36 protein-coding genes and 3 tRNA genes are annotated in these 26334 nt (G+C 50.5%); 30 read left to right on the forward strand and 9 right to left on the reverse strand.

Annotation, left to right across the window (positions count from 1 at the left end; genetic code table 11):
* Nucleotides 1–27 precede the first annotated feature (27 nt).
* The 7 genes from DBY73_RS07790 to sdiA all read left to right on the forward strand — a co-directional run bounded on the left by DBY73_RS07790 (nt 28) and on the right by sdiA (nt 5719).
* Nucleotides 28–747, forward strand: coding sequence for an RNA polymerase sigma factor FliA (locus DBY73_RS07790; protein WP_112010607.1), 720 nt, complete (start codon nt 28–30; stop codon nt 745–747).
* 54 nt (nt 748–801) lie between these two features.
* Nucleotides 802–1353: a flagella biosynthesis regulatory protein FliZ gene (fliZ, locus tag DBY73_RS07795; RefSeq protein ID WP_112010608.1), complete on the forward strand. Its 552-nt coding sequence runs from the start codon at nt 802–804 to the stop codon at nt 1351–1353.
* Between the two features lie 86 nt (nt 1354–1439).
* On the forward strand, nt 1440–2240 hold the full coding sequence (tcyJ, locus tag DBY73_RS07800; protein WP_112010609.1) for a cystine ABC transporter substrate-binding protein: 801 nt from the start codon (nt 1440–1442) through the stop codon (nt 2238–2240).
* Between the two features lie 107 nt (nt 2241–2347).
* The gene (dcyD, locus tag DBY73_RS07805) at nt 2348–3334 is read left to right on the forward strand and encodes a D-cysteine desulfhydrase (protein ID WP_112010610.1); all 987 of its coding nucleotides are present in this window, start codon (nt 2348–2350) and stop codon (nt 3332–3334) included.
* 20 nt (nt 3335–3354) lie between these two features.
* On the forward strand, nt 3355–4023 hold the full coding sequence (gene tcyL / locus DBY73_RS07810) for a cystine ABC transporter permease (protein ID WP_112010611.1): 669 nt from the start codon (nt 3355–3357) through the stop codon (nt 4021–4023).
* On the forward strand, nt 4020–4772 hold the full coding sequence (tcyN, locus tag DBY73_RS07815) for an L-cystine ABC transporter ATP-binding protein TcyN (protein WP_112010612.1): 753 nt from the start codon (nt 4020–4022) through the stop codon (nt 4770–4772). The genes tcyL and tcyN overlap by 4 nt, the downstream gene beginning before the upstream one ends.
* 224 nt (nt 4773–4996) lie before the next feature.
* The gene (sdiA, locus tag DBY73_RS07820) at nt 4997–5719 is read left to right on the forward strand and encodes a transcriptional regulator SdiA (protein WP_112010613.1); all 723 of its coding nucleotides are present in this window, start codon (nt 4997–4999) and stop codon (nt 5717–5719) included.
* A gap of 66 nt (nt 5720–5785) precedes the next feature.
* Here sdiA and DBY73_RS07825 read toward each other — a convergent pair whose 3' ends face one another.
* A complete protein-coding gene (locus DBY73_RS07825; RefSeq protein WP_112010614.1) occupies nt 5786–6010 on the reverse strand; it encodes a DUF2594 family protein in 225 nt (74 codons plus the stop codon).
* 471 nt (nt 6011–6481) lie between these two features.
* Here DBY73_RS07825 and uvrY point away from each other — a divergent pair, with 471 nt between their 5' ends.
* From uvrY to DBY73_RS07855, 6 genes are all read left to right on the forward strand, one after another.
* Nucleotides 6482–7138, forward strand: coding sequence for a UvrY/SirA/GacA family response regulator transcription factor (gene uvrY, locus DBY73_RS07830; RefSeq protein WP_112010615.1), 657 nt, complete (start codon nt 6482–6484; stop codon nt 7136–7138).
* Complete coding sequence (gene uvrC / locus DBY73_RS07835; protein WP_112010616.1) at nt 7135–8967, forward strand: excinuclease ABC subunit UvrC; 1833 nt, start codon at nt 7135–7137, stop codon at nt 8965–8967. The genes uvrY and uvrC overlap by 4 nt, the downstream gene beginning before the upstream one ends.
* 56 nt (nt 8968–9023) lie before the next feature.
* Nucleotides 9024–9572, forward strand: a complete 549-nt coding sequence (pgsA, locus tag DBY73_RS07840; protein WP_112010617.1) for a CDP-diacylglycerol--glycerol-3-phosphate 3-phosphatidyltransferase — start codon at nt 9024–9026, stop codon at nt 9570–9572.
* Between the two features lie 151 nt (nt 9573–9723).
* Nucleotides 9724–9799, forward strand: a tRNA-Gly gene (locus DBY73_RS07845).
* 51 nt (nt 9800–9850) lie between these two features.
* Nucleotides 9851–9924: transfer RNA gene (locus tag DBY73_RS07850), tRNA-Cys, on the forward strand.
* Between the two features lie 11 nt (nt 9925–9935).
* Nucleotides 9936–10022: transfer RNA gene (locus tag DBY73_RS07855), tRNA-Leu, on the forward strand.
* Between the two features lie 126 nt (nt 10023–10148).
* Here the strand turns inward: DBY73_RS07855 and DBY73_RS07860 are convergent.
* The 6 genes from DBY73_RS07860 to DBY73_RS07885 form a co-directional block, all read right to left on the reverse strand.
* Nucleotides 10149–11159: a tyrosine-type recombinase/integrase gene (locus DBY73_RS07860; protein ID WP_112010618.1), complete on the reverse strand. Its 1011-nt coding sequence runs from the start codon at nt 11157–11159 to the stop codon at nt 10149–10151.
* Complete coding sequence (locus DBY73_RS07865; RefSeq protein ID WP_112010619.1) at nt 11159–11386, reverse strand: DUF4224 domain-containing protein; 228 nt, start codon at nt 11384–11386, stop codon at nt 11159–11161. The genes DBY73_RS07860 and DBY73_RS07865 overlap by 1 nt, the downstream gene beginning before the upstream one ends.
* A gap of 36 nt (nt 11387–11422) precedes the next feature.
* Nucleotides 11423–11911, reverse strand: coding sequence for a hypothetical protein (locus tag DBY73_RS22300; RefSeq protein ID WP_258458397.1), 489 nt, complete (start codon nt 11909–11911; stop codon nt 11423–11425).
* 36 nt (nt 11912–11947) lie between these two features.
* Entirely contained in the window at nt 11948–12349 is a 402-nt protein-coding gene (locus tag DBY73_RS22305; RefSeq protein WP_258458412.1) for a hypothetical protein, read from the reverse strand.
* A 91-nt stretch (nt 12350–12440) separates the two neighbouring features.
* Nucleotides 12441–13475, reverse strand: coding sequence for a chromosome partitioning protein ParB (locus DBY73_RS07880; protein WP_112010620.1), 1035 nt, complete (start codon nt 13473–13475; stop codon nt 12441–12443).
* Nucleotides 13475–13834: a hypothetical protein gene (locus DBY73_RS07885; protein WP_258458398.1), complete on the reverse strand. Its 360-nt coding sequence runs from the start codon at nt 13832–13834 to the stop codon at nt 13475–13477. Before DBY73_RS07885 ends, DBY73_RS07880 begins: the two co-directional genes overlap by 1 nt.
* Nucleotides 13835–14133: 299 nt before the next feature.
* Between DBY73_RS07885 and DBY73_RS07890 the strand changes: the two genes are divergently transcribed.
* Nucleotides 14134–14652, forward strand: a complete 519-nt coding sequence (locus DBY73_RS07890; protein WP_112010622.1) for a hypothetical protein — start codon at nt 14134–14136, stop codon at nt 14650–14652.
* A 243-nt stretch (nt 14653–14895) separates the two neighbouring features.
* On the opposite strand, the gene DBY73_RS07895 is transcribed toward DBY73_RS07890, so the two are convergent.
* Nucleotides 14896–15615, reverse strand: a complete 720-nt coding sequence (locus tag DBY73_RS07895; protein WP_112010623.1) for a LexA family transcriptional regulator — start codon at nt 15613–15615, stop codon at nt 14896–14898.
* A 98-nt stretch (nt 15616–15713) separates the two neighbouring features.
* Here DBY73_RS07895 and DBY73_RS07900 point away from each other — a divergent pair, with 98 nt between their 5' ends.
* The 10 genes from DBY73_RS07900 (at nt 15714) to DBY73_RS07945 (ending at nt 20984) form a co-directional block, all read left to right on the forward strand.
* A complete protein-coding gene (locus tag DBY73_RS07900) occupies nt 15714–15932 on the forward strand; it encodes a Cro/CI family transcriptional regulator (RefSeq protein WP_112010624.1) in 219 nt (72 codons plus the stop codon).
* A 41-nt stretch (nt 15933–15973) separates the two neighbouring features.
* Nucleotides 15974–16444, forward strand: coding sequence for a YmfL family putative regulatory protein (locus tag DBY73_RS07905; RefSeq protein WP_112010625.1), 471 nt, complete (start codon nt 15974–15976; stop codon nt 16442–16444).
* Nucleotides 16445–16684: 240 nt separating this feature from the next.
* Complete coding sequence (locus DBY73_RS07910; protein ID WP_112010626.1) at nt 16685–16897, forward strand: DUF4222 domain-containing protein; 213 nt, start codon at nt 16685–16687, stop codon at nt 16895–16897.
* Complete coding sequence (locus tag DBY73_RS07915) at nt 16854–17777, forward strand: conserved phage C-terminal domain-containing protein (protein ID WP_112010627.1); 924 nt, start codon at nt 16854–16856, stop codon at nt 17775–17777. The genes DBY73_RS07910 and DBY73_RS07915 overlap by 44 nt, the downstream gene beginning before the upstream one ends.
* Nucleotides 17777–18271, forward strand: coding sequence for a hypothetical protein (locus DBY73_RS07920; RefSeq protein ID WP_112010628.1), 495 nt, complete (start codon nt 17777–17779; stop codon nt 18269–18271). Before DBY73_RS07915 ends, DBY73_RS07920 begins: the two co-directional genes overlap by 1 nt.
* On the forward strand, nt 18271–18930 hold the full coding sequence (locus tag DBY73_RS07925; RefSeq protein WP_112010629.1) for an MT-A70 family methyltransferase: 660 nt from the start codon (nt 18271–18273) through the stop codon (nt 18928–18930). Before DBY73_RS07920 ends, DBY73_RS07925 begins: the two co-directional genes overlap by 1 nt.
* Nucleotides 18927–19250, forward strand: a complete 324-nt coding sequence (locus tag DBY73_RS07930) for a LexA family transcriptional regulator (protein WP_112010630.1) — start codon at nt 18927–18929, stop codon at nt 19248–19250. The genes DBY73_RS07925 and DBY73_RS07930 overlap by 4 nt, the downstream gene beginning before the upstream one ends.
* The gene (locus tag DBY73_RS07935) at nt 19247–19636 is read left to right on the forward strand and encodes a RusA family crossover junction endodeoxyribonuclease (protein WP_112010631.1); all 390 of its coding nucleotides are present in this window, start codon (nt 19247–19249) and stop codon (nt 19634–19636) included. The genes DBY73_RS07930 and DBY73_RS07935 overlap by 4 nt, the downstream gene beginning before the upstream one ends.
* Nucleotides 19633–20622: a DUF968 domain-containing protein gene (locus DBY73_RS07940; RefSeq protein WP_112010632.1), complete on the forward strand. Its 990-nt coding sequence runs from the start codon at nt 19633–19635 to the stop codon at nt 20620–20622. The genes DBY73_RS07935 and DBY73_RS07940 overlap by 4 nt, the downstream gene beginning before the upstream one ends.
* A gap of 14 nt (nt 20623–20636) precedes the next feature.
* Complete coding sequence (locus DBY73_RS07945) at nt 20637–20984, forward strand: antiterminator Q family protein (protein ID WP_112010633.1); 348 nt, start codon at nt 20637–20639, stop codon at nt 20982–20984.
* Between the two features lie 437 nt (nt 20985–21421).
* Here the strand turns inward: DBY73_RS07945 and DBY73_RS07950 are convergent, their stop codons facing one another.
* Nucleotides 21422–22306: a DUF6731 family protein gene (locus DBY73_RS07950; protein ID WP_112010634.1), complete on the reverse strand. Its 885-nt coding sequence runs from the start codon at nt 22304–22306 to the stop codon at nt 21422–21424.
* A gap of 1309 nt (nt 22307–23615) precedes the next feature.
* Here DBY73_RS07950 and DBY73_RS22310 point away from each other — a divergent pair.
* The 6 genes from DBY73_RS22310 (at nt 23616) to DBY73_RS07990 (ending at nt 26257) form a co-directional block, all read left to right on the forward strand.
* The gene (locus tag DBY73_RS22310; protein WP_112010635.1) at nt 23616–23804 is read left to right on the forward strand and encodes a hypothetical protein; all 189 of its coding nucleotides are present in this window, start codon (nt 23616–23618) and stop codon (nt 23802–23804) included.
* A gap of 91 nt (nt 23805–23895) precedes the next feature.
* Nucleotides 23896–24282, forward strand: coding sequence for a phage holin family protein (locus DBY73_RS07965; RefSeq protein ID WP_112010636.1), 387 nt, complete (start codon nt 23896–23898; stop codon nt 24280–24282).
* Nucleotides 24269–24550 (forward strand): phage holin family protein, encoded by a 282-nt coding sequence (locus tag DBY73_RS07970; RefSeq protein ID WP_181573206.1) that lies wholly within the window; start codon nt 24269–24271, stop codon nt 24548–24550. Before DBY73_RS07965 ends, DBY73_RS07970 begins: the two co-directional genes overlap by 14 nt.
* The gene (locus DBY73_RS07975) at nt 24550–25179 is read left to right on the forward strand and encodes a glycoside hydrolase family 19 protein (protein WP_112010638.1); all 630 of its coding nucleotides are present in this window, start codon (nt 24550–24552) and stop codon (nt 25177–25179) included. The genes DBY73_RS07970 and DBY73_RS07975 overlap by 1 nt, the downstream gene beginning before the upstream one ends.
* A gap of 7 nt (nt 25180–25186) precedes the next feature.
* Complete coding sequence (locus tag DBY73_RS07980; RefSeq protein WP_112010639.1) at nt 25187–25456, forward strand: hypothetical protein; 270 nt, start codon at nt 25187–25189, stop codon at nt 25454–25456.
* A 297-nt stretch (nt 25457–25753) separates the two neighbouring features.
* Complete coding sequence (locus DBY73_RS07990; protein ID WP_112010641.1) at nt 25754–26257, forward strand: hypothetical protein; 504 nt, start codon at nt 25754–25756, stop codon at nt 26255–26257.
* The last annotated feature ends 77 nt before the right edge of the window (nt 26258–26334 follow it).

A 26334-nucleotide genomic window follows, 5' to 3' on the forward strand; every position in this document is an offset into this window, starting at 1 on the left:
AACTCAATTAACGCAGGGCTGTTTATCGTGAATACACTCTATACCGCTGAAGGTGTAATGGATAAACACTCGCTGTGGCAGCGTTATGTCCCGCTGGTGCGTCACGAAGCATTGCGCCTCCAGGTGCGTTTGCCGGCGAGTGTGGAACTGGACGATCTGCTACAGGCGGGCGGTATCGGGTTATTGAATGCAGTTGACCGATACGACGCTCTGCAAGGAACGGCATTTACGACTTACGCAGTTCAGCGTATTCGTGGTGCGATGCTGGACGAGCTGCGCAGCCGCGACTGGGTGCCGCGCAGCGTTCGCCGCAACGCGCGCGAAGTGGCGCATGCGATGGGGCAGCTGGAACAGGAGCTTGGGCGCAACGCGACGGAAACCGAAGTGGCGGAGCGTCTGGGTATTGCTGTTGAAGAGTATCGCCAGATGTTGCTCGATACCAATAATAGCCAACTCTTCTCCTATGACGAGTGGCGCGAAGAGCATGGCGATAGCATCGAGCTGGTGACGGATGAGCACCAGCAGGAAAACCCGTTACACCATTTAATGGAAGGTAATTTACGCCAGCGCGTGATGGAAGCCATCGAGGCCTTGCCCGAGCGTGAACAGCTGGTGTTGACTCTCTATTACCAGGAAGAGCTCAACCTCAAAGAGATTGGCGCGGTGCTGGAAGTGGGGGAGTCGCGGGTTAGCCAGCTGCACAGCCAGGCCATTAAACGCTTACGGACCAAACTGGGTAAGCTCTAGGTGATTGATTCATCTAACGAATGCCGCACAACGTATTGACAACCAGGAGTTATCATGACGGTGCAGCACCTTAAAAGACGGCCACTAAGCCGCTACCTGAAAGACTTTAAGCACAGCCAGACGCATTGCGCGCACTGCAACAAGCTACTCGACCGCATCACGCTGGTGCGTCGCGGCGAAATCGTCAACAAAATCGCGATTTCTCGTCTCGACACCCTGCTGGACGAAGCCGCCTGGCTCGAAGAGCAGCGGGAGTGGGTAGCGCTTTGCCGTTTCTGTGGCGATCTCCACTGCAAAGAGCAAAGCGACTTCTTTGATATCATCGGCTTTAAGCAATTTCTGTTCGAACAGACGGAAATGAGCCACGGCACCGTGCGCGAATACGTGGTTCGCCTGCGCCGCCTGGGCCAGCATCTGTCCGTGCAAAACATCTCCCGCGATCTGCTGCATACAGGGTATCTGGATGAAAATCTGGAGCCGTGGCTGCCCGCAACCAGCACCAATAACTACCGCATCGCGCTGCGCAAGTACGCGCAATATAAGGTTCAAATGCCCGGCGCGATGAAGCAGAAAGTCCACGCCGAAACAACTTCTGATATATATTAAAAATGAATAAGATGTAGAGAAGTCGCCTTTGACGTTGCGGGCGAATTCTCTACACTACTCAAAAATTCCACTGTATCGGGGTACTTATGAAATTAGCACTTCTGGGTCGTCAGGCGATGATGGGGATGATGGCCGTTGCGCTGGTCGCGGGAATGAGCGTGAAAACGTTCGCGGCGGACAATCTTTTGAATAAAGTGAAAGAGCGCGGCACGCTGCTGGTGGGGCTGGAAGGCACCTATCCTCCCTTCAGCTTCCAGGGCGATGACGGCAAGCTGACCGGTTTCGAAGTGGAATTTGCCGAAGAGCTGGCCAAGCATCTGGGCGTGAAGGCGTCGCTGAAGCCGACCAAATGGGACGGCATGCTGGCGTCGCTGGACTCCAAACGTATTGACGTGGTGATTAACCAGGTCACGATCTCTGACGAGCGTAAGAAGAAATACGACTTCTCCACGCCGTACACCGTGTCCGGTATTCAGGCGCTGGTGAAAAAGGGGAATGAGGGCACGATTAAATCCGCTGCAGACCTGAAAGGTAAGAAGGTGGGCGTCGGCCTGGGCACTAACTACGAAGAGTGGCTGCGCCAGAACGTGCAGGGCGTGGACATTCGCACCTATGACGATGATCCGACTAAATATCAGGACCTGCGCGTTGGCCGTATCGACGCAATCCTGGTTGACCGTCTGGCGGCGCTGGATCTGGTGAAGAAAACCAACAATACCCTGGCGGTAGCCGGTGATGCGTTCTCCCGTCAGGAATCCGGCGTGGCGGTGCGCAAAGGCAATGAAGACCTGCTGAAAGCGATCGATTCCGCGATTGCTGACATGCAGAAGGACGGTAGCCTGAAGGCGCTCTCCGAAAAATGGTTTGGCGCTGACGTGACCAAATAAGTCGTTGACCGTTAAAAAAAGGCGCTTTTAAAAGCGCCTTTTTTATTTCTGGTGCGACAACGTGCATAATAAAAATATTATATAAATACAGAGTTACCGGAGGTTTCATGTCACTGCAGAATTTAACGCGCTTTCCCCGGCTGGAGTTTATCGGCGCGCCGACGCCGCTCGAGTACCTGCCGCGCTTTTCCGACTACGTGGGGCGCGATATTTTTATCAAGCGTGACGACGTAACCCCCATGGCGATGGGCGGGAACAAATTGCGCAAGCTGGAGTTTCTCGCCGCCGACGCGCTGCGCGAAGGCGCAGATACGCTGATTACCGCGGGTGCTATTCAGTCCAACCACGTGCGTCAGACCGCGGCGGTCGCGGCGAAGCTGGGCCTGCACTGCGTGGCGCTATTGGAAAACCCCATCGGCACGAAGGCCGAAAACTACCTCACCAACGGTAACCGCCTGCTGCTGGACCTGTTCAACGTGCAGGTCGAAATGGTTGATGCCCTGACCGACCCGGCGGCGCAGCTCGACGAGCTGGCGACGCGTCTGGAAGCGCAGGGCTTCCGCCCGTACGTCATTCCGGTGGGCGGCTCAAACGCGCTCGGCGCGCTGGGCTACGTGGAAAGCGCGCTGGAAATTGCCCAGCAGTGCGAAGGGGCGGTCAGTTTATCCTCCGTGGTGGTGGCTTCCGGAAGCGCGGGCACGCACGCCGGGCTGGCGGTGGGGCTGGAGCAGCTCCTGCCGGACGTGGAGCTGATCGGCGTGACGGTCTCCCGCAGCGTGGCGGATCAAAAGCCTAAGGTCGTTACGATCCAGCAGGCGGTGGCCGGGCAGCTTGAGCTTCAGGCAAAGGCCGATATTTTGCTCTGGGATGACTATTTCGCGCCGGGTTACGGCACGCCAAACGATGAAGGGATGGAGGCTGTGAAGGTGCTGGCCCGTCTCGAGGGCATTTTGCTGGACCCGGTCTACACCGGCAAGGCGATGGCGGGGCTGATCGACGGGATCGCTCAAAAGCGCTTTAAGGATGAAGGGCCGATTTTATTTGTCCATACCGGCGGGGCGCCCGCGCTGTTCGCCTACCATCCTCAGGTCTAAAATCAGGTCGAAAAATAATAATGCAAGAAAGTATTCAACTGGTTATTGATTCTCTGCCGTATCTGCTGAAAGGCGCCGTGTTTACGCTGCAGCTCAGCATCGGCGGGATGTTCTTCGGGCTGGTGCTCGGGTTTGTGCTGGCGCTGATGCGCATGTCGCAAGTGTGGCCTGTGCGCTGGCTGGCGCGGTTTTACATCTCCGTTTTTCGCGGCACGCCGCTCATCGCCCAGCTTTTTATGATCTACTACGGCCTGCCGCAGTTCGGCATTGAGCTTGATCCAATCCCGGCGGCGATGATCGGTCTGTCCCTGAACACGGCGGCATACACCTCGGAAACGCTGCGCGCGGCCATTTCGTCTATCGACAAAGGGCAGTGGGAAGCGGCCGCCAGTATCGGCATGACGCCGTGGCAAACCCTGCGCCGTGCGATCCTCCCGCAGGCGGCACGCGTCGCGCTGCCTCCGCTGAGCAACAGCTTCATCAGCCTGGTGAAGGACACCTCTCTGGCGGCCACGATTCAGGTACCGGAGCTGTTCCGCCAGGCGCAGCTCATCACCTCGCGCACGCTGGAGGTGTTCACCATGTACCTGGCCGCGTCCCTGATTTACTGGGTGATGGCGACGATATTGTCCGCGCTGCAAAACTATTTTGAAAACCAGCTGAACCGCCAGGAGCGTGATCCGAAATGAGTGCTATCGACGTTAAAAACCTGGTAAAAAAATTCCACGGTCAAACGGTGCTCCACGGCATTGATCTCGAGGTGGAGCAGGGGGAAGTCGTCGCCATCATCGGGCCGAGCGGCTCGGGGAAAACCACGCTGCTGCGCAGCATCAACCTGCTGGAACAGCCTGAGGGCGGCACGATTCGCGTGGGGGATATCACCATCGACACCGCCAAATCCATCAGCCAGCAAAAGGGTTTGATCCGCAGCCTGCGCCAGCACGTGGGCTTCGTATTTCAGAGCTTTAACCTGTTTCCGCACCGTACGGTGCTGGAGAACATCATCGAAGGGCCGGTTATCGTTAAGGGCGAATCGAAAGAAGAGGCCTCGGCGCGCGCGCGTGAACTGCTGGCGAAGGTCGGACTGGCCGGCAAAGAGACGAGCTATCCGCGCCGTCTCTCCGGCGGGCAGCAGCAGCGCGTGGCCATTGCGCGCGCGCTCGCCATGCGCCCGGACGTGATTTTGTTCGATGAGCCGACGTCCGCGCTTGACCCTGAGCTGGTGGGGGAAGTGCTCAACACCATTCGCCAGCTGGCGCAGGAGAAGCGAACGATGGTGATCGTGACGCACGAAATGAGCTTCGCCCGCGACGTTGCCGACCGCGCCATCTTTATGGACCAGGGACGCATCGTTGAGCAGGGGCCGGCGAAGAGCCTGTTTGCCGACCCGCAGCAGCCGCGCACCCGCCAGTTCCTTGAGAAATTCCTGATGCAGTAGCATTTTTGCACCGGTTTGCTCCAGATTGTTTATCTGGAGCAAATTATTCTCTCTGCTTTTACCGCCACCGTGTTTTTTTATTCCATTCAGTTTAAATAAACCCTATTTAATCTAAAGTTAATCATAATATTGCCGATATTTTATGGTCCTAAAAAAGTTTTTATGTGATAGGTTAGATTCACCATAATAATGATTATCTTTAGCAGAGGCTTTATTCAGTACGTATGAGGGATACAGACTTTTTTACCTGGCGACGGGAATGTTATCTACGGTTTCAGGCATTGACCAGTGCCGACGAGGTTTATCAGGAGCTGCAGCAGCAAACGCAGGCGCTGGAATTTGATTATTACTCGCTGTGCGTGCGTCACCCTGTGCCGTTTACGCGCCCAAGAGTTTCCGTTTACGCCAGCTATCCGCAGCCGTGGATGAAGCACTATCAGGCGGAGAATTATTTCGCAATCGATCCGGTATTAAAACCGGAGAATTTCATTCAGGGCCATTTGCCGTGGTCCGATGAATTATTCGCCGATGCGCAGGTATTGTGGGACGGCGCGCGCGATCACGGCCTGCGCTCAGGAATAACGCAGTGCCTGATGCTGCCAAACCATGCGATGGGCTTTTTGTCCGTCTCGCGCGAAAGCGCCAGAGCCATGCCGTTGTCCAACGAAGAAATAGAGCTGCGGCTGCAGATGCTGGTGCAAATGGCGCTTACCTCGCTGCTTCGCTTTGAGCACGAAACGGTGATGCCGCCGGAAATGAAATTCAGCAAGCGCGAACGGGAAATTCTGAAGTGGACCGCAGAAGGGAAGACGTCGGCGGAAATCGCTATCATTCTTTCTATTTCGGAAAATACGGTTAATTTCCATCAGAAGAATATGCAGAAGAAATTCAACGCGCCGAATAAAACTCAGATAGCGTGCTATGCGGCCGCCACGGGGCTGATCTGATCGGATAATACGTTCTGCGTGCCAGGCGAGACAACGGCTGAATGCTTCGCATCCAGCCGTTATTTTTTACTGGCGATAGGCTTGTTTAATTTGCTTAACGGTATTGGCAAAAACGGCGGATTCCGCCTGGTTTTCCATCTGCGCGATCTGTTTTTCCATCTTAATGATCACCCGGCCTGCATCGGCCTGGCCCATCGCTTGCAGCATAAGCGTCAGAAGGGATTTCAGGCAGTTGACTTCCTGAGCCAGCTCCAGGTTATTCTCTGCCGTGGCGAATTCAGGTGTGCTCATTTATTTTCCTCATTATAAAACAGCGCTCGAGCGCGACGATGAACGTTAAGGCGGCGGAGTATACCACAAGCTTTAGCAAAAAATGCAGCGGTTGTTTTTTGTACTTTTCATCGCTTCGTTTATTTACCACGCCGCGGTCGTTGGGTAATCTGAGCAGCATATAGCATATAAAGTCTATTAATTGTTTATCTGGCGTGTTCGTTCCGTTAATTGTTGTTACAAAAAATAGAAGAGACTATTTTGCTCGTCTTTCGTGAAAACGTTTTGTAACTTTTTGAATACAGGTGCTTAAAAAGAGTGGTACAGCCTCTATTTTGCGGGAGCTGTTTCCAGCCTCTGTACAGGCTCATTTCCAAAAACGAGAGCAACGTCCACTCGCCGGATTTTAACGTTTTAATCTTTCCCCGAAAAACGTTAATATAAACGCAATTAGCAGTCAGTAGCGTTATCCCTATTCTGGAGACATTTCCTTTGATCAACGTCCTTCTTGTTGATGACCACGAACTGGTGCGCGCAGGGATACGTCGCATTCTTGAAGATATAAAGGGTATTAAAGTCGCCGGTGAGGCCTGCTGCGGCGAAGATGCCGTGAAATGGTGTCGCGCCAACTCGGCAGACGTGGTGCTGATGGATATGAACATGCCCGGCATTGGCGGGCTTGAAGCTACGCGCAAAATTGCCCGTACGTTTGTTGATACCAAAGTCATCATGCTGACCGTACATACCGAGAACCCGCTGCCGGCGAAAGTCATGCAGGCGGGCGCGGCTGGCTATCTCAGTAAAGGCGCCGCGCCCCAGGAAGTGGTTAACGCCATTCGCTCTGTCTTTGCCGGACAGCGCTACATCGCCTCGGACATTGCACAGCAAATGGCGCTGAGCCAGATCGAACCCGATAAAACGGATTCTCCGTTTTCCAGTTTGTCTGAGCGCGAATTGCAGATTATGCTGATGATCACTAAAGGTCAGAAGGTGAATGAGATTTCCGAGCAGTTGAATCTCAGCCCGAAAACGGTTAACAGCTACCGCTATCGGATGTTCAGTAAACTGAACATTCACGGTGACGTCGAATTGACGCACCTGGCTATTCGTCATGGTCTGTGCAATGCGGAGTCGTTAGTCAGTCAGTGAGTGAAGTTTTCGATTCAAAAGCGTTTCTCAAAACCGTTACCAGCCAGCCTGGCGTTTATCGCATGTATGATGCTGGCGGTACGGTTATCTATGTTGGTAAGGCGAAAGATCTCAAAAAGCGCCTTTCCAGCTATTTCCGCAGCAATCTGGCCTCCCGGAAGACCGAAGCCCTCGTTGCCCTCATCCAGAATATAGACGTCACCGTAACGCACACGGAGACGGAAGCGCTGCTGCTTGAACACAACTATATAAAGCTCTACCAGCCGCGCTATAACGTCCTGCTGCGTGACGATAAGTCGTATCCGTTTATATTCCTGAGCGGGGATACCCACCCGCGTCTGGCGATGCACCGCGGCGCCAGGCATGCGAAAGGTGAATACTTCGGGCCGTTCCCGAACGGCTATGCGGTGCGCGAAACGCTGGCGCTGCTGCAAAAGATTTTCCCGGTGCGCCAGTGCGAAAACAGCGTATACCGCAACCGCTCGCGCCCGTGCCTGCAGTATCAAATTGGCCGTTGCCTCGGGCCGTGCGTCGCGGGGCTGGTCAGCGAAGACGACTATGCACAGCAGGTGGAGTACGTGCGCCTGTTTTTAGCCGGTAAAGACGATCAGGTGTTAACCCAGCTGATTGCCCGCATGGAAAAGGCCAGCGGCGCGCTGGAATTTGAAGAGGCCGCGCGCATTCGCGACCAGATCCAGGCCGTGCGGCGGGTCACCGAGAAACAGTTTGTCTCGAATACGGGCGACGATCTGGACGTGATCGGCGTCGCCTTTGACGCCGGGCTGGCCTGCGTTCACGTGCTGTTTATCCGCCAGGGAAAAGTGCTGGGCAGCCGCAGCTATTTCCCGAAAGTGCCGGGCGGCACGGAGCTCGGCGAAGTAGTCGAAACGTTCGTTGGGCAATTTTACCTCCAGGGAAGCCAGATGCGCACGCTGCCCTCGGAGATCCTGCTCGACTTCAAACTGGACGATAAAACCCTGCTGGCGGAGTCGCTTTCTGAACTTGCCGGGCGGCGGGTGAACGTCCAGACCAAACCGCGCGGCGACCGCGCGCGCTACCTCAAGCTTGCGCGCACCAACGCCGCGACGGCGCTCACGACCAAACTCTCCCAGCAGTCGACGGTGCATCAACGCCTAAGCGCGCTCGCGACGGTGCTCCAACTGCCGGAAGTTAAACGCATGGAGTGCTTCGACATCAGCCACACGATGGGCGAGCAGACGGTGGCTTCCTGCGTGGTGTTTGATGCGAATGGCCCGCTGCGCGCGGAGTATCGCCGCTACAACATCACCGGCATTACGCCGGGGGATGATTATGCGGCAATGAATCAGGTGCTTCGCCGTCGCTACGGCAAAGCGATTGAAGAGAGCAAGATCCCGGACGTGATTCTGATCGACGGCGGGAAAGGGCAGCTCGGCCAGGCGAAAGCGGTCTTTGCCTCGCTTGACGTGGAATGGGATAAAAACCATCCGCTGCTGTTAGGCGTCGCAAAAGGGGCCGATCGTAAAGCCGGGCTCGAGACGCTGTTCTTTGAGCCGGAAGGCGAGGGCTTCAGCCTGCCGCCGGATTCTCCCGCGCTGCACGTCATCCAGCATATTCGCGATGAGTCGCACGATCATGCGATCGGCGGCCACCGTAAGAAACGGGCCAAAGTCAAAAATACCAGCACGCTGGAAACCATCGAAGGCGTGGGGCCGAAGCGTCGACAGATGCTGCTAAAATATATGGGCGGATTGCAAGGCTTACTCAATGCCAGCATTGAAGAAATTGCAAAAGTGCCGGGTATTTCGCAAGCGCTGGCAGAAAAGATCTACTACTCGTTGAAACATTGAGGGCTCTGTAGCAACATAGAGCTAAATTTTACTGACAACAGACAGTTACCGTCATCATGCAATATAATATCCCTACGTTGCTTACCCTCTTTCGCGTCGTACTTATCCCGTTCTTTGTACTGGCGTTTTATCTGCCGGTTGTCTGGGCTCCCTTTGCCTGTGCGCTCATTTTCCTGATTGCGGCCGTCACGGACTGGTTTGATGGCTATCTGGCGCGCCGCTGGAACCAGAGCACCCGCTTTGGTGCGTTCCTCGATCCGGTGGCGGACAAAGTGATGGTGGCGATTGCGATGGTGCTGGTGGCTGAACACTATCACACCTGGTGGGTGACGCTGCCTGCGGCAACGATGATTGGCCGTGAGATCATCATCTCCGCGCTGCGCGAGTGGATGGCGGAACTGGGCAAGCGCAGCAGCGTGGCGGTGTCCTGGATCGGCAAGGTGAAAACTACCGCGCAAATGGCCGCGCTGGTGTGGATGCTGTGGCGTCCAAACGCCTGGGTTGAGTGGGCGGGGATCGGCCTGCTGTGGGTCGCGGCGGTGCTTACGCTGTGGTCAATGCTGCAATATTTAAACGCCGCCCGCGGCGATTTGCTTGAACAGTGATCGTTTCGCCGTAATTTTCAGCAAACGATCCGGGGATGCAAAAAATAACGTTGACTCAAAACGCCATATCAGTAGAATGCAACGCATCGAACGGCGGCACGGTTCGCCAGACGATAATGAAATCAAGTGATTAGATAACACCTGATGACATGCGGGAATAGCTCAGTTGGTAGAGCACGACCTTGCCAAGGTCGGGGTCGCGAGTTCGAGTCTCGTTTCCCGCTCCAAATTAAATGCACTGGCAGTTTGCGGGTGCAGGTCGAAAGACAAAGATTTAAGGCGCGTTAGCAAAGCGGTTATGTAGCGGATTGCAAATCCGTCTAGTCCGGTTCGACTCCGGAACGCGCCTCCACTTTCTTCCCTGGCCGGATGGTGGAATCGGTAGACACAAGGGATTTAAAATCCCTCGGCGTTCGCGCTGTGTGGGTTCAAGTCCCACTCCGGCTACCATGGGAAAACTAGAATAAAATCAATGATAAGCAGTGTCGTATAAACCACCGTAAGGTGGTTTTTTATTGTCTGTTTTTCGCCATTCGCCATTGTTTCGCCATTCGACTTCGCCACAGAAAGAGGGCATTACTGCCCCCCAACCACCGGCACTACAGATATTTTGCGGTTATATCTTGCAGTCTGCGAAGCATTTTTGTGGCCTGATATTTCCTGTTTCTCATGCAGCGTTCCTTCCAGATCAGATATCCCTTTAGCTTTCAGATCATGGAACGTGAAGTTAAATTCGAGCTCAGGGAATTTTTCTGCGGCTAACTTTTTCGCCTTCATCCACTGAGCGTTAAAGGCATCACGCGTATAACGAGAACCAGACTGCTGGTGGATCACGTAAAGGCTTACCATGCCACTATTTAACGGAAGGGAATTGGCCTGGGTGATCGCATCTGATAGGCGCACTGTCCACGCCTTAATCTGACTCACTGCCGTCTTGCTTTGCTGAATTAGAATCCCTTCATCCAGTATCTGACTCTTTTTAAGATCTAGAATGTCTCCCTGGCGCGCGCAGCATAAATAGGCCAACTCCATAGCAATTTTCACAGGGATCGACGAAACACTGAATAGTGCTTCATATTCCTTATCCGTCACGTACCTGGTGCGGGCCTGCTCTTTAAACTGCTTCACACCCTGGCATGGATTCATCTTCACTTTGCCACGCTCATATGCCCATCTGAACACCCTCGACATAAACGCTTTCTCTCGGTTAGCCTGAACCCTGCTCTTAACCCCCCTCTTATCCATATACTTTCTAATGTGCTCCGGCTTTATGTTTTCTGGTTTCATTTTGCCGAAAACGACATTTACCTTTGAACCATATTTCCTGTAATCCTTTCTGGTTTCTGTTGCCAACTCATGGAAATCACCAGAGTTAAAAAACTCTTCGCAAAGTGCATGGAAGTTGGAACCAACCTTGATATCGTTGATGAAGTTTTCATAGGCTGCCCATACCTGAGACTTAGTGAGATCGTGGTTGCACAATCTTACTGTTCTTCCGTCAGGCGTTCTGAACTCATAGGCTGACTTGCCCCGGCGAACGCGGGGCGGCATCCAGTTATCATCTGGGTTTTTGCGGATTCTGGGCATTACATGTCCTTAAAGTTTGGTTCTTCTTCCTCTGGATTGTTCACTACCAGCTTTAGGCCTGCAGGATTAGTTACATGATCCCATGTAGTGCCTGGCCTGCCGTCTTTTCGTGGCACGAAAAACACACCGCTTTCTTTCAGCGCTTGGCACTGAAGGGAAGGGCGACGATAACCAGTAAGCTGATAGAGGTCATCAGGGGTAAGAAAACGTTGGCCTTGTCCGCTCATCGTATAGTTCTCCACTTAACCGGCTGCACCCGGTATTTATTTATGTAACTTATCTTTCATGCTCTTCACTGTTACCGTTAGCAGGTCAATATCAGTTACTTTTCCGTGAACAGTTTCAGCAATGCGCTCAACGATCGCGCGGTAGTTTGTTTGTTCCGCACCCTGAAGCATGGCGGCGCGGCACTGGTTGAATCCATGCGCCCATGCGGATGCCAGTGCGACATCGTCTTCCGTGATTTCCTCTGGTACGTCTTCCCAGCTAACTACGTCCGGCACTACAGGCGCTGGCGGGGCGGTATATAACTTAATGACGCGGCGCGGGTCAGCATGCGGAGTGATTGGCTTAACCGTAAACAGATAGCCACATCCATCTTTCGCAACGTCCCGTAGTTCCTGTTCATCAGTCCACGCCACAGCCTCGGCTTCGAGCGATGCCAGCGAGACACGCGCCAATGCTGAAGCCTCACCACATTGAACGTGGTCAGTTTCGATAATTTCTTTTAACTGCTCTTTGGTGAATTCCATTACTCATCTCCCATCAGTTCGGCGTAATTGATAAATTCACCGAAGCACTGCAATTCGGCTCCAGCCATGAAATAACCCAAAGCCGCGCTCCGCTCCATATCGCTTTTTGAATTCGTCAGGCGGATAGCGCTCATAAAATTTGTTTATCAGATGCGCCATTTTCAATTCATGAGTTGGCACCTCCAGTTCAGCCACGCGCTTATCTTTGGATTCCAGCTCATCCAGGAAAGCGTCGGTGGCTGGGGTTTCGCTGTGGTGCAGGGCATCATTGATAATCATCGCAGCAACTCCGGCCCGTCCTACATCCGTGACCGACACATGCTCAAGAGTTACGGCCATTGCGTGTTTCAGCCCCGCATTCTCCGCAGCCAGCCTCGCGGCATCGTTACGAACCCTATGCAGTTCAAGGACAGCAACCTGGACTGCATAAGCGAACATAGTGGAAAGGCGGTCATTTGCTTTTTCACTGTCGCGCTGTATGTTGACTGCAACCGTCATCAGTTCATCAAGCTGTTCGCCGGTCATTGGTTTATTGGCTGTCATGATTATTTTCCTGCTGCAGTTTGTATTGCTTTACGAAGTGGGCAACAGCTTTAGACTGGCTCGCCACAATTTGCTTATCGCCTAAATCCAGTGTGACGTTCTTACCGCGATAGATAACTGCTTTCCCAATATCCTTACCGTCCATCCTGACGTAGAGAACTTTCCCGATAATTTCTGTGGTAGGGACTGGCTGAGAAAGTCGGTATGTTTCACGCGCTTCTGCAATAGCTTTGTGCTCATCTATGATCGACAGTGCCTCAGCAAGTGCAGCACCTTCGAGAGTAAAAACGCCCTCATCACTGATCGTGGCCTGAGCCATTAGCTCAACGAACCGGCGCGCATTCTTGATGCTGAGTTCTGGTGCGATAGAACTACGGGTTACTTTCGTTTTCCCCTGAGCAGCTGCTACAGCCTTATCGTGCTGGAGAACCTTACCGGCCTGTTCTCCATACTCCATTACACGATCAACGGCTACGTCAACCGACACCGCGCCAGATTTAACTTCCCGCTGAACGTCATGGTTCGCGGTGCTGAGTAGGAGAAGTTTCTCAACAGTGGCAACAGACTTATTAACCAGTTTCGCAATCTCGCTGGTGGTCTGGTTGAAGGCGTTATGAAGCTCCTGAATAACTGCCGCTTGTTCCATATCGGAGAGAGGAAGTTGGTTGTTACTCGTCATGATGCGAGCCAGTCGCTGAACATCGTTACCGTTGAACGGCATGATGTGGATACGGTCTACTGGCTTACCAGCTTCTGCGCAGCGAGCGTAGCAGCGACGGCGGCGGTGGCCTTCAACAACCCACACGCCACCCTCATCACGAGCGATAACCTCCAGCGGGGGAACTGATCCGCCGTTCATCAGGTAGTTGAACAGGTCATCATCAGCCTGGCGGGTGCGTTCATCGTCTTCACGCTTGTTGAAACCTTCACGAACGTGGATATCGGAAAGAGCGATAAACATCCCGGTATCGGTGCGCTTAATTATACCGGCCTTGGTCATTTGCTTGAATGAATTAGCCATTAAAGAGCAACCTCGTTATTCAGGGAAATGTCGACAGGAGCCAACTCGCGAAGTTCGCGCTGAGCCTCCAGCAAGTGCATATTGGAAGGCGTTTTTGTGATGCGTTCTTCGATACGATCACACTCTTTGGCCCAGCTAGTGACATCTTCACGCAAGGTAACGTTCTGCTCGGCCATCTCCTTACGCTGCGCCATCGCTTCGAAAAGCGCTACGCTGGTGATATCTAGACGGTTAGCAAGCTCATTCATAAGCTGAGCTGATGCAACTGGCAGGAACTTAGCGGCGAAACGTGCCGCCTCGATTAGCTGCTCTCTGGTCATGCGTGGTTGTAACTCGGTGACGTTCTGTGTGTTCGTCATAGATAGTTTCTCCGTGTTATAAGCGCTCTGCACAGCGCTGATTTTTGGTCGCACGAATCCCTCGCAAAATTGCGATAAAAAATCATGGGTTTCGTTTAAATAAGTTTTCTAGTTACAGAACTTATGTAAACGACTTCTTGAAATGCTAAAGGGTCTATAAGAACTGGAAATGAAAGATAATTCAACAGCATTAATTTTATTTAAGTAATTGTATTCTTGGTAAAAACAATAGGTAAAATCAATTTTCTTTACTTGAATTAGACATCTAGCATGAAGTAAACACATTCTGAGGTTCAAACATGACTAATCCTGCAGAGCAGTTCAAAGCGAATTTAAAAGCTAAAGAGGATGCTAGTAAAAAGCGTTTAGAAGAAATTAAAGTCAAAAATAACAATAGGTTAGATGCCGAGCAAGCAAGGATGAACCAATATAGTGATTCGTTGCGTGAATTAATCCCTCAGCTTACAAAATGGGCTGAATCAGGTGGGCTCAAAGTTCGTAAGGTTATGAGCAGTTATGTAGATTTCAATAAGTTAGTTTCAGAGGAAGCTTTGTTCGTTTCTCATGGTCAGAAGGAAATCAGATTTGTTCCTGCTGGCGTGGAAAGAGCAGGGGTTTGGATTGGTACTGTTCAGATTGAATTACAGAGAGACGTTGGATTTCATCAACTTTATCTAGCACTAGACTTTGATAAGAAAGAGGAAAAATACTCTTGGTTTTATGTTGATTATGTATCTCAACGAGGTATTGTAAATAAATGCCCTCTCGATGAATCATTCTTCTTCAAATTAATGGAAGAAGTGTTTATGAGTGATTGATGGCTTTAATTTTTAAAGAGCGCAGCGTCCTAATGGGCGCTGTTTTGTTTCTATCGACATATGTGCCATATACCGCACTGCCACCATACCGGTGGAGATTTAAACCATCACCCCGGCGCATAGTAAGTATCACCAATAGTAATTAAATGGTCAACACCTGTAGTGATAAAATATCACCTATAGTGTTAACTTTATGATTAATAAGGTGAAAAAAGATGCAAAAAAAAGGAGCCGATTGGCTCCTTATTGGAAGATATTTTCAGGCCATTGGGCCTTAACAACTTTGCCGATTATTCTACAATTTTCATTACATTCAATTGCTTGATAACGTGGGCTTGGATTAAGTGGTTCTAACCAGGGTCTACCATCCTCACGAACAAATCTTTTAAATGTGACCTCTGAATCATTGAAAATACCAGCAACACAAAAATCACCAGCTTCAACCGGCTGCTCAGGGTCTATAAGTATGAGCATTCCTTCAGGAAAACTTGGCTTTACGCCAGGCGGAGCTGTCATTGAATGGCCTGAAACCTCAAGCCAGAAGGCTGAATCACTGGCTTTTGCGGTAGTTGAAACCCATTCTTTAGCATCACCTTCAGTATAAGCATTTACAGGACAGAATGATCCGGCCTGAACCTCAGTTAAAAGAGGGTATTCATATACTGAAGATAGACTTCTTCCGTTTGCAATGGCTTCGAACATTGCCGATATCTCAGCAGCAAGGGAGGGGCTGAAATCATCGACTTTCACCCCGAGAATCTTGGCAAACTGTGCTGCATGAGTTGCATTAATAGCGTTCGTTCCATTGAGTAATTGCGCTACACCACTCTGACCCATCCCCATTTGTTCAGCCAAAGTCTCCTGAGAGAGCCCGAGAGTTTTTTTCTTGGACTCAAAAATTGCTTTCAGCCTGCTGGCATCAGCTAGTTGTTCGGCGGTCAATGGTTTCTTTTTCATTCTTATAATTTATCACCGCAAGGCATAATTACCAATCACCGCTAGTGTTGACATTATTATCACCAATAGTGATAATTATTGTGTGAAAACCACGAGGAAAACCAATGAAGATTGTTCCGCTATCTGAATATGTTTTGGAAAATGGTCAGGCAAAAACAGCTGAGACTCTTGGGGTATACCAAAGCGCTATCAGCAAAGCCCTCAAGCGTAATCGCCGGGTAAACATCCTAGTTAAGGAAGACGGGAAAATTGAAGCCGAGGAAGTAAGACCATTCCCTAACAAAAACAAACTGGCTGAACCTGGAGCTGCAGTAACACCGTAACCCAGAGAACATCCTTAAGTAACTACCAAAGGAAACACAACATGGTAGAGCCAAGTCTAAAAGAAGTAGTGAAAGCGATGTGCAAAGCGTATCCCGGTGGCCGTGAGGCTATGGCCGGTGCTCTTGGCATGTCCGTATCTCAGTTCAATAACAACCTGTACGAGAAGAACGGCTGTCGCTTCTTTGAAGTGAACGAGCTGGAAGCGATGGAAGACATCTCAAACACGTCTCTCCTGGCTGATTACTTTGCGCAGCGCCGCGGTGCTTTGCTGGTGGACGTACCGCAACTGGAAGACCTAGACCGTGTTGATCTGTTTACGCGCGCCATGAGAACAGCCGCAGCGCGCGGACGTGTAGACACAATCATCCAGAAAGCCTTGGAAGATGGAGTAATTGAGTCGCATGAAGATGAAGAAATTAACGAGTATCACCGCCGTCATCTGGCTGCGCGAGAAGAAGAAATCCGCGCCATTGTCGCGTTGTTTGGCCGTAAGCAAAGCCAAATGAAGTGACGCCCGCGAGTGTGCAGCTCCGGGCGTCGTGGCGTGTCGTATTCAGTGGAGAAACTAACGCATGAACAGTTTAAACCGATTGAGACCAGCGAAGCAATTCAGATGCCTTCCACTGGTGGGAAAAGATTCCCCGTTCGGCTATGTGGAGAAATTAAACGACCAGGCTGAGGTGAACAACTACCAGCCTGAGAACGCGATGGTAGAGGCATATGCTCGGATGAACGAGAAGGGGCGAGAAGAATGGCTGAAGTTAACAGGCGATTCAAAGACCACGGAGAGGTCCCGGTCCACGTCATTCGATGGGAGCCCGAGAGTCGACGCGTTATATACCTTCGCGAAGGGTACGATCATGAGTGCTTCAGCCCTCTTGAACAATTCCAGCGTAAATTTACAGAGTTAAAGGACGACCATGAGCCTGTTGATGCCATCCCGGCCGATAGTGATAAACCCTGACCTTGCATACAGCATTGGCCTTAACGAGGCCATTGCGTTGCAGCAGGTAAACTACTGGCTGAAAGAGACCACCTCCGGACTGGAGCGTGACGGCGTGCGCTGGATTTACAACACCAACGAGCAATGGCTGGAGCAGTTCCCGTTCTGGTCTGAGTCCACTCTGAAGCGCACATTCACCCGCCTGAAAAACCTCGGCGTGCTCAAAGTGGAGCAGTTGAATAAGTCTCAGCGCGACATGACGAACTACTACACGATTAACTACGAAAGCGAGCTTTTAGATGAGGTCATAGTGACCAAATCGAAGAGTTCAAAATGCACTGTTCCATCAGGTCAAAATGAACCGATGGAAGATGTCAAAGTGAAACGCTCCATCGGGTCAAAAAGAACCGCTCTCATCAGGTCAAATTGCACTGATGTTCTTACAGAGAATACAACAGAGATTACTACAGATATAAAAAACCCTTCTTGTCCGGTTGCGCCGCAACCAGACGGTGATGTGTTGATCACCGATCAGGCTAAACAGGTTTTGACCCATCTGAACCAGGTGACCAGTTCGCGTTATCAGGTTTCAACAACCTCGCTGCAAAACATTCGTGCCCGAATCGGGGAAGGTTACACCGTTGAAGAATTATCGCTGGTGGTTGACTACTGCAACGCCAAGTGGAGCGGAGATCTCACGATGTCTGCCTACCTCCGCCCACAAACGCTGTTCCAGCCAAGCAAGTTTCCGGGCTATCTCAAGTCTGCGAACAGCTGGGCCAAAGCTGGGCGTCCTCGTCGCGTCAACGGAGAGTGGGCCCGCGAAGATGGAATTTTCCGTTCCAGCTTCCAGAACACTGACTACAACAAAGTCCCTGCAGGTTTCAGAGGAGCGAACTGATGAGTTTTCTGAAAACAATACAGCTGTTCGTGTCCAAAAATCCTGGACTGACGAACAAAGAGATTGCTGCAGCACTGCCGGAGTATGACTTGCACAGTGTTCAGCGTGCTGTATGTCGCCTTGTCATGCTTAATCGTGCTGAGCGTAAAGGCGAACGTCACAACTTTCGTTACTACGCTAAAGCGCCGGAAGGTCCTATTGGGCCTATTACCCCGCGGATGCCGGTTGAGAAAGCAGAAGTAATTCCTGAGCCAAAGCAGGAAGCCGCACCAAACCCAGCTGTCATTGCGATGATGGACAAGGCTAAAGAGTTATCTGGCAAGGGGCTTTATCTGCGTGCTGCTACCGTTCTGATGGAGGCATTCAATCGCTCAAAGAACGAAACCATGCGCGCCAAAATTCTCAAGGAGCGTAAGCGCTGCCTGAGTATGGTGCCGAGGGTTAAAACCACTGGTGATGGCTGGTGTCTGGCTGGTCGAGCGAGGAACGTCTGATGAAATACTCTCTGATTTACGCTGACCCAGCCTGGGAATACGGCAACACCATCAGCAACGGCGCGGCTACTAACCACTACGGAACAATGAAGCTTATCGACATGAAGCGTCTTCCGGTCTGGGACCTGGCTGCCGATGATGCTGTTCTGGCTATGTGGTTCACCGGCACGCACACCCGCGAGGCTATCGAACTGGCTGAAGCCTGGGGCTTTAAAGTCCGCACGATGAAGGGCTTTACATGGGTGAAGTTCAACCCGCTGGCAGAGCAGCACATTAACAAAGCGCTTCAGGCTGGAGGTGTAGAGGACTTTTACGATTTTCTCGACCTGTTGAACGTGCAGACCCGCATGAACGGCGGCAACTACACCCGAGCCAATACCGAGGACATGCTGATCGCCACAAGGGGGAATGGACTGGAACGCCAGTGCGCCAGTATTAAGCAGGTTATCTACAGCCCACTCGGTGAGCACAGCCAGAAACCTGCGGAGGCGCGTTTCCGTCTGGAGAAACTCTATGGTGATGTCCCGCGAATCGAACTCTTCAGCCGTAGTGGCGCGCCTGGCTGGGACCACTGGGGTAATCAATCAGAGGCACCGGCTGTTGAGCTTATCACAGCAGTGGCCGTTCCTATGGGAAAACCGCAGGAGCATGCAGCATGAGAGCAGAATTAACGTCGCGTCAGAGTGAAGTGCTGGATGCCATAGTGCTCTACAAAGAGCGCACAGGCTTCCCGCCTACTATTCAGGAGCTTGCAGGTTTAATTGGGTGCGCATCCCCGAACGCAGCAGCAGCGCACGTGAAGGCGCTCAAGAAAAAAGGTTACATCTTCATTGCTCCTGGGGCTGCCAGGGGCATTACCATCGTCAAAACGGAACCTGATGAGGATCCGGTATCGATCATCAAAGACCTGTTATCAGGTGGAGAAAAAGCCAGGAATAAGGCTGTTGAATGGCTGAAGAAACAGGGGGTGACTTTATGAAACTGGTGCTCCCGTTCCCGCCGAGCGTAAATACCTACTGGCGCGCCCCGAACAAGGGTCCTTTAAAGGGCCGCCATCTGATAAGTGCCAAAGGTAGGGCATATCAAAGCGCAGCCTGTGTCGCCATTGTCGAGCAGCTTCGCTTCCTTCCAAAGCCATCAACAGCACCAGCTGCTGTCGAAATTATATTGTACCCACCGGATGAACGCCGCCGAGACATCGACAACTACAACAAGGCCTTGTTCGATGCTCTTACACACGCTGGCATCTGGGAGGATGATAGCCAGGTGCAGCGCATGCTGGTTGAGTGGGGCCCGAAAGTACCTGGCGGGAGGACAGAAATATCGATCACTAAATATCAACCCTCAATGGAGGTAAGCGGGTGAGAGCCATACTAACGCCTGAAGTAGCTCCAATGTCTGGAGTAGTGCTATTTCGCCCGAGCAACGAGCTGCTATGGCTCTTCCGTCGTGGGCGAGTGGTGATTGAAACGCCATCTGAAGCTATCCAGCATTTACCATCAGGCCTTATTCCGGAAGCCCACCAGCCGCTGACTGATGATGAGGGTATGCAGGCTCTTTTCATGAACGAAAGGGTTATACAGCGCGCTGGAGGACTGAGCGGACTTGAAGCCTGGTTAGAACGAAAATTCGAATGTCAGTGGCCGCATAATGAATGGCACTCTCAGGACTTTACGGTAATGAGGCATGCCCCCGGAAGCATTCGCCTCTGCTGGGGATGTGATAACCAACTGCGTGAGCAAACCACTGAAAGACTGGCAGGAATTGCCATGCAGAACCTGGTAAAATGGCTGCTCGAAAGGGTGAATATTATGCTGGGTTTCAGTGCTGACCACACCCTGACGTTGCCGGAGTTCTGCTGGTGGATGGTACGTAACGACCTTGCTGACCTTATTCCTGAATCAGTGGCGAGCAAAGCCCTCAGGATTAAGCCTGAATCGCACAACTCAGTGATGCGGGAAAGTGACATTGTTCCTTCATTGCCGGCGACTGAAATCCTCCAAGAGAAAGTTAAGAAGGTTGTTTCGGTGAAGGTCGATCCTGAATCACCGGAATCTTTCATGCTGAGGCCAAAGCGCCGACGCTGGGAGAACGAGAAGTACACCCGCTGGGTGAAGTCGCAGCAGTGCAGTTGCTGCAATAATCCGGCAGACGACCCCCACCACCTGATAGGCCACGGGCAGGGTGGAATGGGTACCAAAGCGCACGACCTGTTTGTGATACCGCTGTGCAGAGCGCATCACGACGAGTTGCACGCTGATCCTGTGGCATTTGAAGCGAAGCACGGCGACCAGTTAACGTTGTTGTTTCGGTTTTTAGATCGTGCGCTGGCAATTGGCGTAGTAGCATGAAAAGTGGAGATAACATGCGTGATATGTATGAGGTAATGGATCGCTGGGGAGCTTGGGCGGCTGCTGATAGCAGTGGAGTCGACTGGAAACCTATTGCAGCTGGTTTTAAGGGGTTGCTGCCACACGGTAAGAAGTTACGCCTGCAATGTGATGATGATGAAGGGATAATGATTGACGGCTGTGTATCCCGCCTGAAGAAGTATAAGCCAGAAGAGTATGAACTAATCATTGCTCATTTCGTAATCGGCATATCGCTACGTACAATTGCGAAGAAAAGACGATGTTCTGATGGGACCATTAGGAAAGAACTACAAACTGCATTAGGATTTGTTTCAGGTGTTATGCTTATGGTAGAAAGTTGAGAATAAGTAGGGAGTCGCTACGACTACTACAGCGACTCCACTATTTTATATTTAATACCACCATTGAAAATCTTCGACCTGCTTCTATAAGATAAAGGATACTGATACTAAGGAAAAATATTATCAGATAGAAGAAACATTTTATCAAATAGTCTTGAGATACGAGACAAACCAAGCAAACTACAATCAGTGAAAGCAGAAATGCGCAAGTTAATATTGTGTCCGCTATCAAACGTCTGTAGTGCCCAGTTTTGAGCATATTTATCACTAGCTTTTTATCCATCAGTGCCGTTATTAGTGACATAGATGTGATTAAGAAGCCTAAAAGAGTTCCAGCTAAACCAGTAATAACACCTGAGGCACTCACTAACACCTCAACTTTTATACTTTCTGATTTAAACCAAAATATGATTACCACTAAGGCGCTTATAACAGACCTAGAGCAGAGCGTCTTCCATTGCACCAAAGTATTCATCTAACGCCTCCTGACATTCTGCTTTAGCTGTGTCAATGATACCATACATTGTAAAACTTGGAGGAAAATGAGAATTTGTCTCAACAGACTGCCACGAAAAGACGCGGTCAGCAACTAGATCAATAGGAAACTCAATGCCATCTTCAAAAACATGAGCTCGAGCAGTCGTGGCCCCGCTACGCATCACATTTCTTAAAGTCCTTTTTAATCGGTTTGTTAACCTTCCTTCAGTGTCTGCCCTTCTCAAATCAACACCCATGCTAATTTTTAAGCTATCTGCATCAGCATCAGTCATCATACCAAGAATGCTGGATCCAAAGTCATCATCTGGATAAAGAGCTGGATTTGTAGGCCTTGGCAAAGTGATTTCAATTTTTTTCAATTCAACATCACCACTCATAAGACGCGCAATTGCATCTGATTGTAAAACAGGTCCGGCTGATAGCTTGATACCTGCTGTACTACTCAAGAAATTAACGAATTGATTAACTCCACTTGAATGATTATTTCTGTGCCATGCGAGAATGTTGTTTTCTTCGTAGAATATAAAAAAATTCTTTTCAATAAGCCCCTCGCCATCCTCTAACTCGATTTCCTCTGCATCCTCACCTGGAAGACCAATCTCGGGAATGTCGGTATCCCTAAATTTACGGAACTGTCCGCAAACACTCATAGGATAACGATCGAAAACTAATCCCCATACCTCTCGTGTGAACCCTCCAATTTCTAAAGATGTATCATATATTTCATTACTCAAAGCTTCGAACAGATTGCGAATTGATAATACATCTTGATTTGGAACAAGATTCAATTGAAAGAACTCAATTTTATATGAACGCTGAGGCATACCCTTTTCCTTTTTTACTTCTACAGGAGGTCTCTTAAAACGGATGAATTCAATGATACGAAAAGTGTAACGCGTACGCAAAAACTATCGTAATCTGTTAAGTATGAACTCTAACGAAACTGCTTAGGTAGCTCTCCACCCTCAAAAAATCGATCTCTATCAAAGATATATCGAATGCTCTTTGCTAATGCTATTTATCTCAGCCTAATCAAGGAGTTTTTTATGGGTGGTTGTACTGTATGTGGATGTTCTCTGAATGATTCACATGATGCAGTGTATGAAGGTATTGACTGTAAGTCTTGCCCAAGGTGTTCAGCAAATGCTGGAGTTCATGTGTTTTACAAAACTGAAGACTTTGGTTACAGGGATATGGGCGATGGTAGGCACATAGTTCAATCATGGTGTCCTTCTTGCCGTGCCGGAGAAAACCCGTCTATTCCTGAAGCGTTCAGATGTAAGTGACTAAAATAATTTTCACAAGGCTGCCACTAGGCGGCCTTTTTTGTTTCCCCTCGTTCTGATGGGACTCACGGTAATTAGAGGGGGCTAAATGTCCGATCCTTTATCTAGTACTATGATAGCGGCCTTTGGTTGGTGTGATGAGAACGCTCTGATTGAATTAGTGAAGCAATGATAGTTGTCGCTTGATACCTAGGCCTTATCTCCTCTGCTACATCAATGGTAAACATGACGTTGAAATGGGCCTAGGAATTACTGACATCTAGCATCTGATTCAGGGAGATGGTAGTTGCCGCAAAGGAGAAGCTGAGGAGATGACGCCTTGTTGTTGTGTATCTTTAAAAGAATATATTCTTCTATAGTCATGGCAGATTTTTAACGCTGTGCATAAGATTTATATGCATCCTGCGGAATGGATGTTTCTGAAAGCGACTTTGTGGTGGATCCCCCTAAGCGGAGGGGCGATTCAGCAGGACATTTCTCCTGAGTGTCCAACCAGCACGCGGAAATGAATGCTGTAAACATTTCCACCGGGAGGCACCCGGCACCACATCATATGTTATTGCCAACTTAGCTTTTCATGCCTGCTCGACCGAGCAGGCTTTTTTTTGCACTGACATATTCAACCATTGACGAAATGAATGATTCTTGACTAGGTTATGCTTGTGATAAATCCCCCTATGCGGTGGGGCGTCTGGTGAACTGCTATATGCAGGTATGCGCGCGGCTTTGATGACCAGAGATAAGTCACCGGGAGGCACCCGGCATCACATCCTAAAACTATTTCGCCGACGACTTTATGCCTTACAGTCATGTATACTTCTTAATGAAATAATTTAAGAGGTGAATTATGAAAGAGGGATATTATTGGATAAGACACAATGAATGTGTCCAGGTTGCTTATTACTCGCACGGTCAAACTGAAGACATGCTGACTGGTAAGATTGTCTGTGGAGTCTGGCACCTGACACATGGCTTCGATCTTTGCCATAACGGTGAAGCCGTCGTTCTAGAGGGACCACTACCACCACCTCTTTGAAACCTATTCAAACATTACGGGCTGCCTCAAGGCGGCCTTTTTTATTTCCCCTCAAATCTAATGAGAGGATTCACAGCATTGAGGGGGACCGATGTCCGATCCGATTTCCGGCACTGGCTTAGCTAGTGGCGCTCTTACGGGTGCCAGTATCTATGGCCTGCTTACAGGCACCGATTATGGTGTGGTATTTGGCGCATTTGCAGGTGCCGTATTCTACATCGCCACAGCTGCGGAGCTGAGTGCAACACGCCGACTAGCATATTTCATAGTGTCATATATCGCCGGGATCTTATGCTCCGGGCTGGTGGGTTCAAAGTTATCTGCCTGGACCGGTTACAGTGATAAGCCTCTGGACGCCATCGGTGCCGTAATTATTTCTGCATTAGCCGTCAAAATCCTGACGTTCCTGAACAACCAGGATATCGGCTCGCTTGTGGCGCTGATAACGCGCCGGGGAGGTTCAGGTGGTAATGAATGACCCAACTGCAACATTAAACGCTCTGCTCTGCGCCGGGGTGGTGATTACCCTGATGTTTTATCGTCGTGGTGATTCACGCCACCGTCCGTGGGTTTCGCGTTTCGCTTGGCTGATTACGGTCACTTACAGCGCTGTGCCGCTGGCTTATCTGTGTGGCATTTATCCTCATTCCTCATGGGCCACTATTGGGGCCAATATTATTTTCCTTTCCGTGCTGGTGGCCGTCAGAGGCAACGTTGCGCGCCTGGTTGATCATCTGAGGCACTAATGAACCAATCACAATTTCAAAAGGCGGCTGGGATAAGCGCCGAGTTAGCTGCGCGCTGGTTTCCGCATATCGACGCCGCTATGAAGGAATACGGCATCATCGCACCGCTTAATCAGGCCATGTTCATCGCACAGATGGGGCATGAGTCCGGCGGTTTCACCCGGCTGGTGGAAAACCTGAACTATGCGGCAGAAAACCTGGTACCTACGTTCGGCAAGCATCGCATTACTGAACAGCAAGCCTCCGCACTCGGCAGAACGGCAACACAACCGGCAAATCAGAAAGCGATAGCCAATCTGGTTTACGGCGGTGAGTGGGGCAAAAAGAACCTTGGCAACCAGGTTGCTGGTGATGGCTGGAAATATCGCGGCCGCGGCCTGAAGCAAATCACCGGGCTTAGCAATTACCGTAACTGTGGCCACGCATTGAAGCTGGACCTTGTAACTCAGCCTGAACTGCTGGAACAGGATGAATATGCTGCTCGCTCAGCTGCATGGTTCTACGTCTCTCACGGATGCCTGCTCTACTCCGGCGACGTTGAGCACGTTACACGGCTTATCAACGGCGGTAAAAACGGCCTTGATGACCGTCGGCGTCGTTTTAATCAGGCAAAAGCCGTGCTGATGTGAGGTCACTATGGGGTTTGAAAATTCAATTGGTATCGCTGCAGCAGTCATTGCTGCCATCGCTGGCGCTTTCGGCCTGGGCCATATTCGCGGCACCAGCAAAGCGGAAGCGAAAGCCGACCAGCAGCTCACCGAAGATAACGCAGCGGCAACGGTCGCAGCAGCAGAACGCCGGATAGAGACAACGAAAGAGGCCAGCAATGTACAGCAAACTGTTAACCATATGTCTGGTGACGATGTTGATCGCGAGCTGCGGGACAACTGGACCCGTAAAGGTTGAGGTAGTGGACACGGCTTGCGACTGGGTTAAACCCATCTACGGAACGGATCACGACTGGGGGGGACTGAACAGGCAGACGAAGAAAGACATTCTGGCGCATAACAAAGCGTGGCAAGCAAACTGCCAAAAATATCAGCTTTGAACTTCTAGGAGTGTGAGTTAAACGCAAAATTCATTGGGTAGGAATAAAAATATCATCATGAAAAAAGGAGGTTGGAATGAAGTATAAACTGATCGTACTGGCGATTCTGTGTTCTCAGCTTACAGCATGTACCACTTTATACTATCGGTGATGCTATGTTGAAGATGGTTGGTTGCATACTACCGCTCTTTCTCACAGGCTGTATTAACGTTTATGGGCCTGTTAAGGGAGGGCCAGAAACACAAAGTACATCGCAAAATGATGATGCGGCAGGAATGTCTGCTTCTTCTTCCATAATCAAAATTGGCAACCGCAAGCCTGATGAGCTGATCAGCGCGGTTCAACTTTATTATCAGAAAAAGGGGATGACTCTTGCTGTAAATGACCAAACCACTGGGATTATTGCAGCAGTTGGTGAGGGTGTTGAATTTGCCTCACTTATTCTTGATTGCTCAGAGGTTAAGCAGAGTCAAAACATTCAGGAGCGTTATCGTGTAGTTACGCAGGTATGGAGTGCAGGAGAGGGATCTAATGTTTTAGTAACAGTTACAGGTACAGCTGGTCTCGTAGCTGCGGACGGGAATGATAAAGTCAAGCCAGTAGAATGCAAGAGTACAGGTACATTCGAAAAAGACCTTCTGGAGATGTTAAGAAAGTGAATATTAGGTGTTTACTCTGACCATGAAGTGCTTTAAAAATTTCCCTTCCGAACTGAAATCCAACACTTCGGAAGGGA

Source organism: Enterobacter sp. RIT418 (assembly GCF_003057745.1).
In the GTDB taxonomy this organism is placed as follows: domain Bacteria; phylum Pseudomonadota; class Gammaproteobacteria; order Enterobacterales; family Enterobacteriaceae; genus Enterobacter.

What these genes read in the sequence shown, in the direction of transcription:
- fliZ (WP_112010608.1), top strand. Translation starts at nt 802, where the DNA reads ATGACGGTGCAGCACCTTAAAAGACGGCCACTAAGCCGCTACCTGAAA.
- tcyJ (WP_112010609.1), top strand. Translation starts at nt 1,440, where the DNA reads ATGAAATTAGCACTTCTGGGTCGTCAGGCGATGATGGGGATGATGGCC.
- dcyD (WP_112010610.1), top strand. Translation starts at nt 2,348, where the DNA reads ATGTCACTGCAGAATTTAACGCGCTTTCCCCGGCTGGAGTTTATCGGC.
- tcyL (WP_112010611.1), top strand. Translation starts at nt 3,355, where the DNA reads ATGCAAGAAAGTATTCAACTGGTTATTGATTCTCTGCCGTATCTGCTG.
- tcyN (WP_112010612.1), top strand. Translation starts at nt 4,020, where the DNA reads ATGAGTGCTATCGACGTTAAAAACCTGGTAAAAAAATTCCACGGTCAA.
- sdiA (WP_112010613.1), top strand. Translation starts at nt 4,997, where the DNA reads ATGAGGGATACAGACTTTTTTACCTGGCGACGGGAATGTTATCTACGG.
- DBY73_RS07825 (WP_112010614.1), bottom strand. Translation starts at nt 6,010, where the DNA reads ATGAGCACACCTGAATTCGCCACGGCAGAGAATAACCTGGAGCTGGCT.
- pgsA (WP_112010617.1), top strand. Translation starts at nt 9,024, where the DNA reads ATGCAATATAATATCCCTACGTTGCTTACCCTCTTTCGCGTCGTACTT.
- DBY73_RS07860 (WP_112010618.1), bottom strand. Translation starts at nt 11,159, where the DNA reads ATGCCCAGAATCCGCAAAAACCCAGATGATAACTGGATGCCGCCCCGC.
- DBY73_RS07865 (WP_112010619.1), bottom strand. Translation starts at nt 11,386, where the DNA reads ATGAGCGGACAAGGCCAACGTTTTCTTACCCCTGATGACCTCTATCAG.
- DBY73_RS22300 (WP_258458397.1), bottom strand. Translation starts at nt 11,911, where the DNA reads ATGGAATTCACCAAAGAGCAGTTAAAAGAAATTATCGAAACTGACCAC.
- DBY73_RS22305 (WP_258458412.1), bottom strand. Translation starts at nt 12,349, where the DNA reads ATGTTCGCTTATGCAGTCCAGGTTGCTGTCCTTGAACTGCATAGGGTT.
- DBY73_RS07880 (WP_112010620.1), bottom strand. Translation starts at nt 13,475, where the DNA reads ATGGCTAATTCATTCAAGCAAATGACCAAGGCCGGTATAATTAAGCGC.
- DBY73_RS07885 (WP_258458398.1), bottom strand. Translation starts at nt 13,834, where the DNA reads ATGACGAACACACAGAACGTCACCGAGTTACAACCACGCATGACCAGA.
- DBY73_RS07890 (WP_112010622.1), top strand. Translation starts at nt 14,134, where the DNA reads ATGACTAATCCTGCAGAGCAGTTCAAAGCGAATTTAAAAGCTAAAGAG.
- DBY73_RS07900 (WP_112010624.1), top strand. Translation starts at nt 15,714, where the DNA reads ATGAAGATTGTTCCGCTATCTGAATATGTTTTGGAAAATGGTCAGGCA.
- DBY73_RS07905 (WP_112010625.1), top strand. Translation starts at nt 15,974, where the DNA reads ATGGTAGAGCCAAGTCTAAAAGAAGTAGTGAAAGCGATGTGCAAAGCG.
- DBY73_RS07910 (WP_112010626.1), top strand. Translation starts at nt 16,685, where the DNA reads ATGGCTGAAGTTAACAGGCGATTCAAAGACCACGGAGAGGTCCCGGTC.
- DBY73_RS07915 (WP_112010627.1), top strand. Translation starts at nt 16,854, where the DNA reads ATGAGCCTGTTGATGCCATCCCGGCCGATAGTGATAAACCCTGACCTT.
- DBY73_RS07920 (WP_112010628.1), top strand. Translation starts at nt 17,777, where the DNA reads ATGAGTTTTCTGAAAACAATACAGCTGTTCGTGTCCAAAAATCCTGGA.
- DBY73_RS07925 (WP_112010629.1), top strand. Translation starts at nt 18,271, where the DNA reads ATGAAATACTCTCTGATTTACGCTGACCCAGCCTGGGAATACGGCAAC.
- DBY73_RS07930 (WP_112010630.1), top strand. Translation starts at nt 18,927, where the DNA reads ATGAGAGCAGAATTAACGTCGCGTCAGAGTGAAGTGCTGGATGCCATA.
- DBY73_RS07935 (WP_112010631.1), top strand. Translation starts at nt 19,247, where the DNA reads ATGAAACTGGTGCTCCCGTTCCCGCCGAGCGTAAATACCTACTGGCGC.
- DBY73_RS07945 (WP_112010633.1), top strand. Translation starts at nt 20,637, where the DNA reads ATGCGTGATATGTATGAGGTAATGGATCGCTGGGGAGCTTGGGCGGCT.
- DBY73_RS07950 (WP_112010634.1), bottom strand. Translation starts at nt 22,306, where the DNA reads ATGCCTCAGCGTTCATATAAAATTGAGTTCTTTCAATTGAATCTTGTT.
- DBY73_RS22310 (WP_112010635.1), top strand. Translation starts at nt 23,616, where the DNA reads ATGAAAGAGGGATATTATTGGATAAGACACAATGAATGTGTCCAGGTT.
- DBY73_RS07965 (WP_112010636.1), top strand. Translation starts at nt 23,896, where the DNA reads ATGTCCGATCCGATTTCCGGCACTGGCTTAGCTAGTGGCGCTCTTACG.
- DBY73_RS07975 (WP_112010638.1), top strand. Translation starts at nt 24,550, where the DNA reads ATGAACCAATCACAATTTCAAAAGGCGGCTGGGATAAGCGCCGAGTTA.
- DBY73_RS07980 (WP_112010639.1), top strand. Translation starts at nt 25,187, where the DNA reads ATGGGGTTTGAAAATTCAATTGGTATCGCTGCAGCAGTCATTGCTGCC.
- DBY73_RS07990 (WP_112010641.1), top strand. Translation starts at nt 25,754, where the DNA reads ATGTTGAAGATGGTTGGTTGCATACTACCGCTCTTTCTCACAGGCTGT.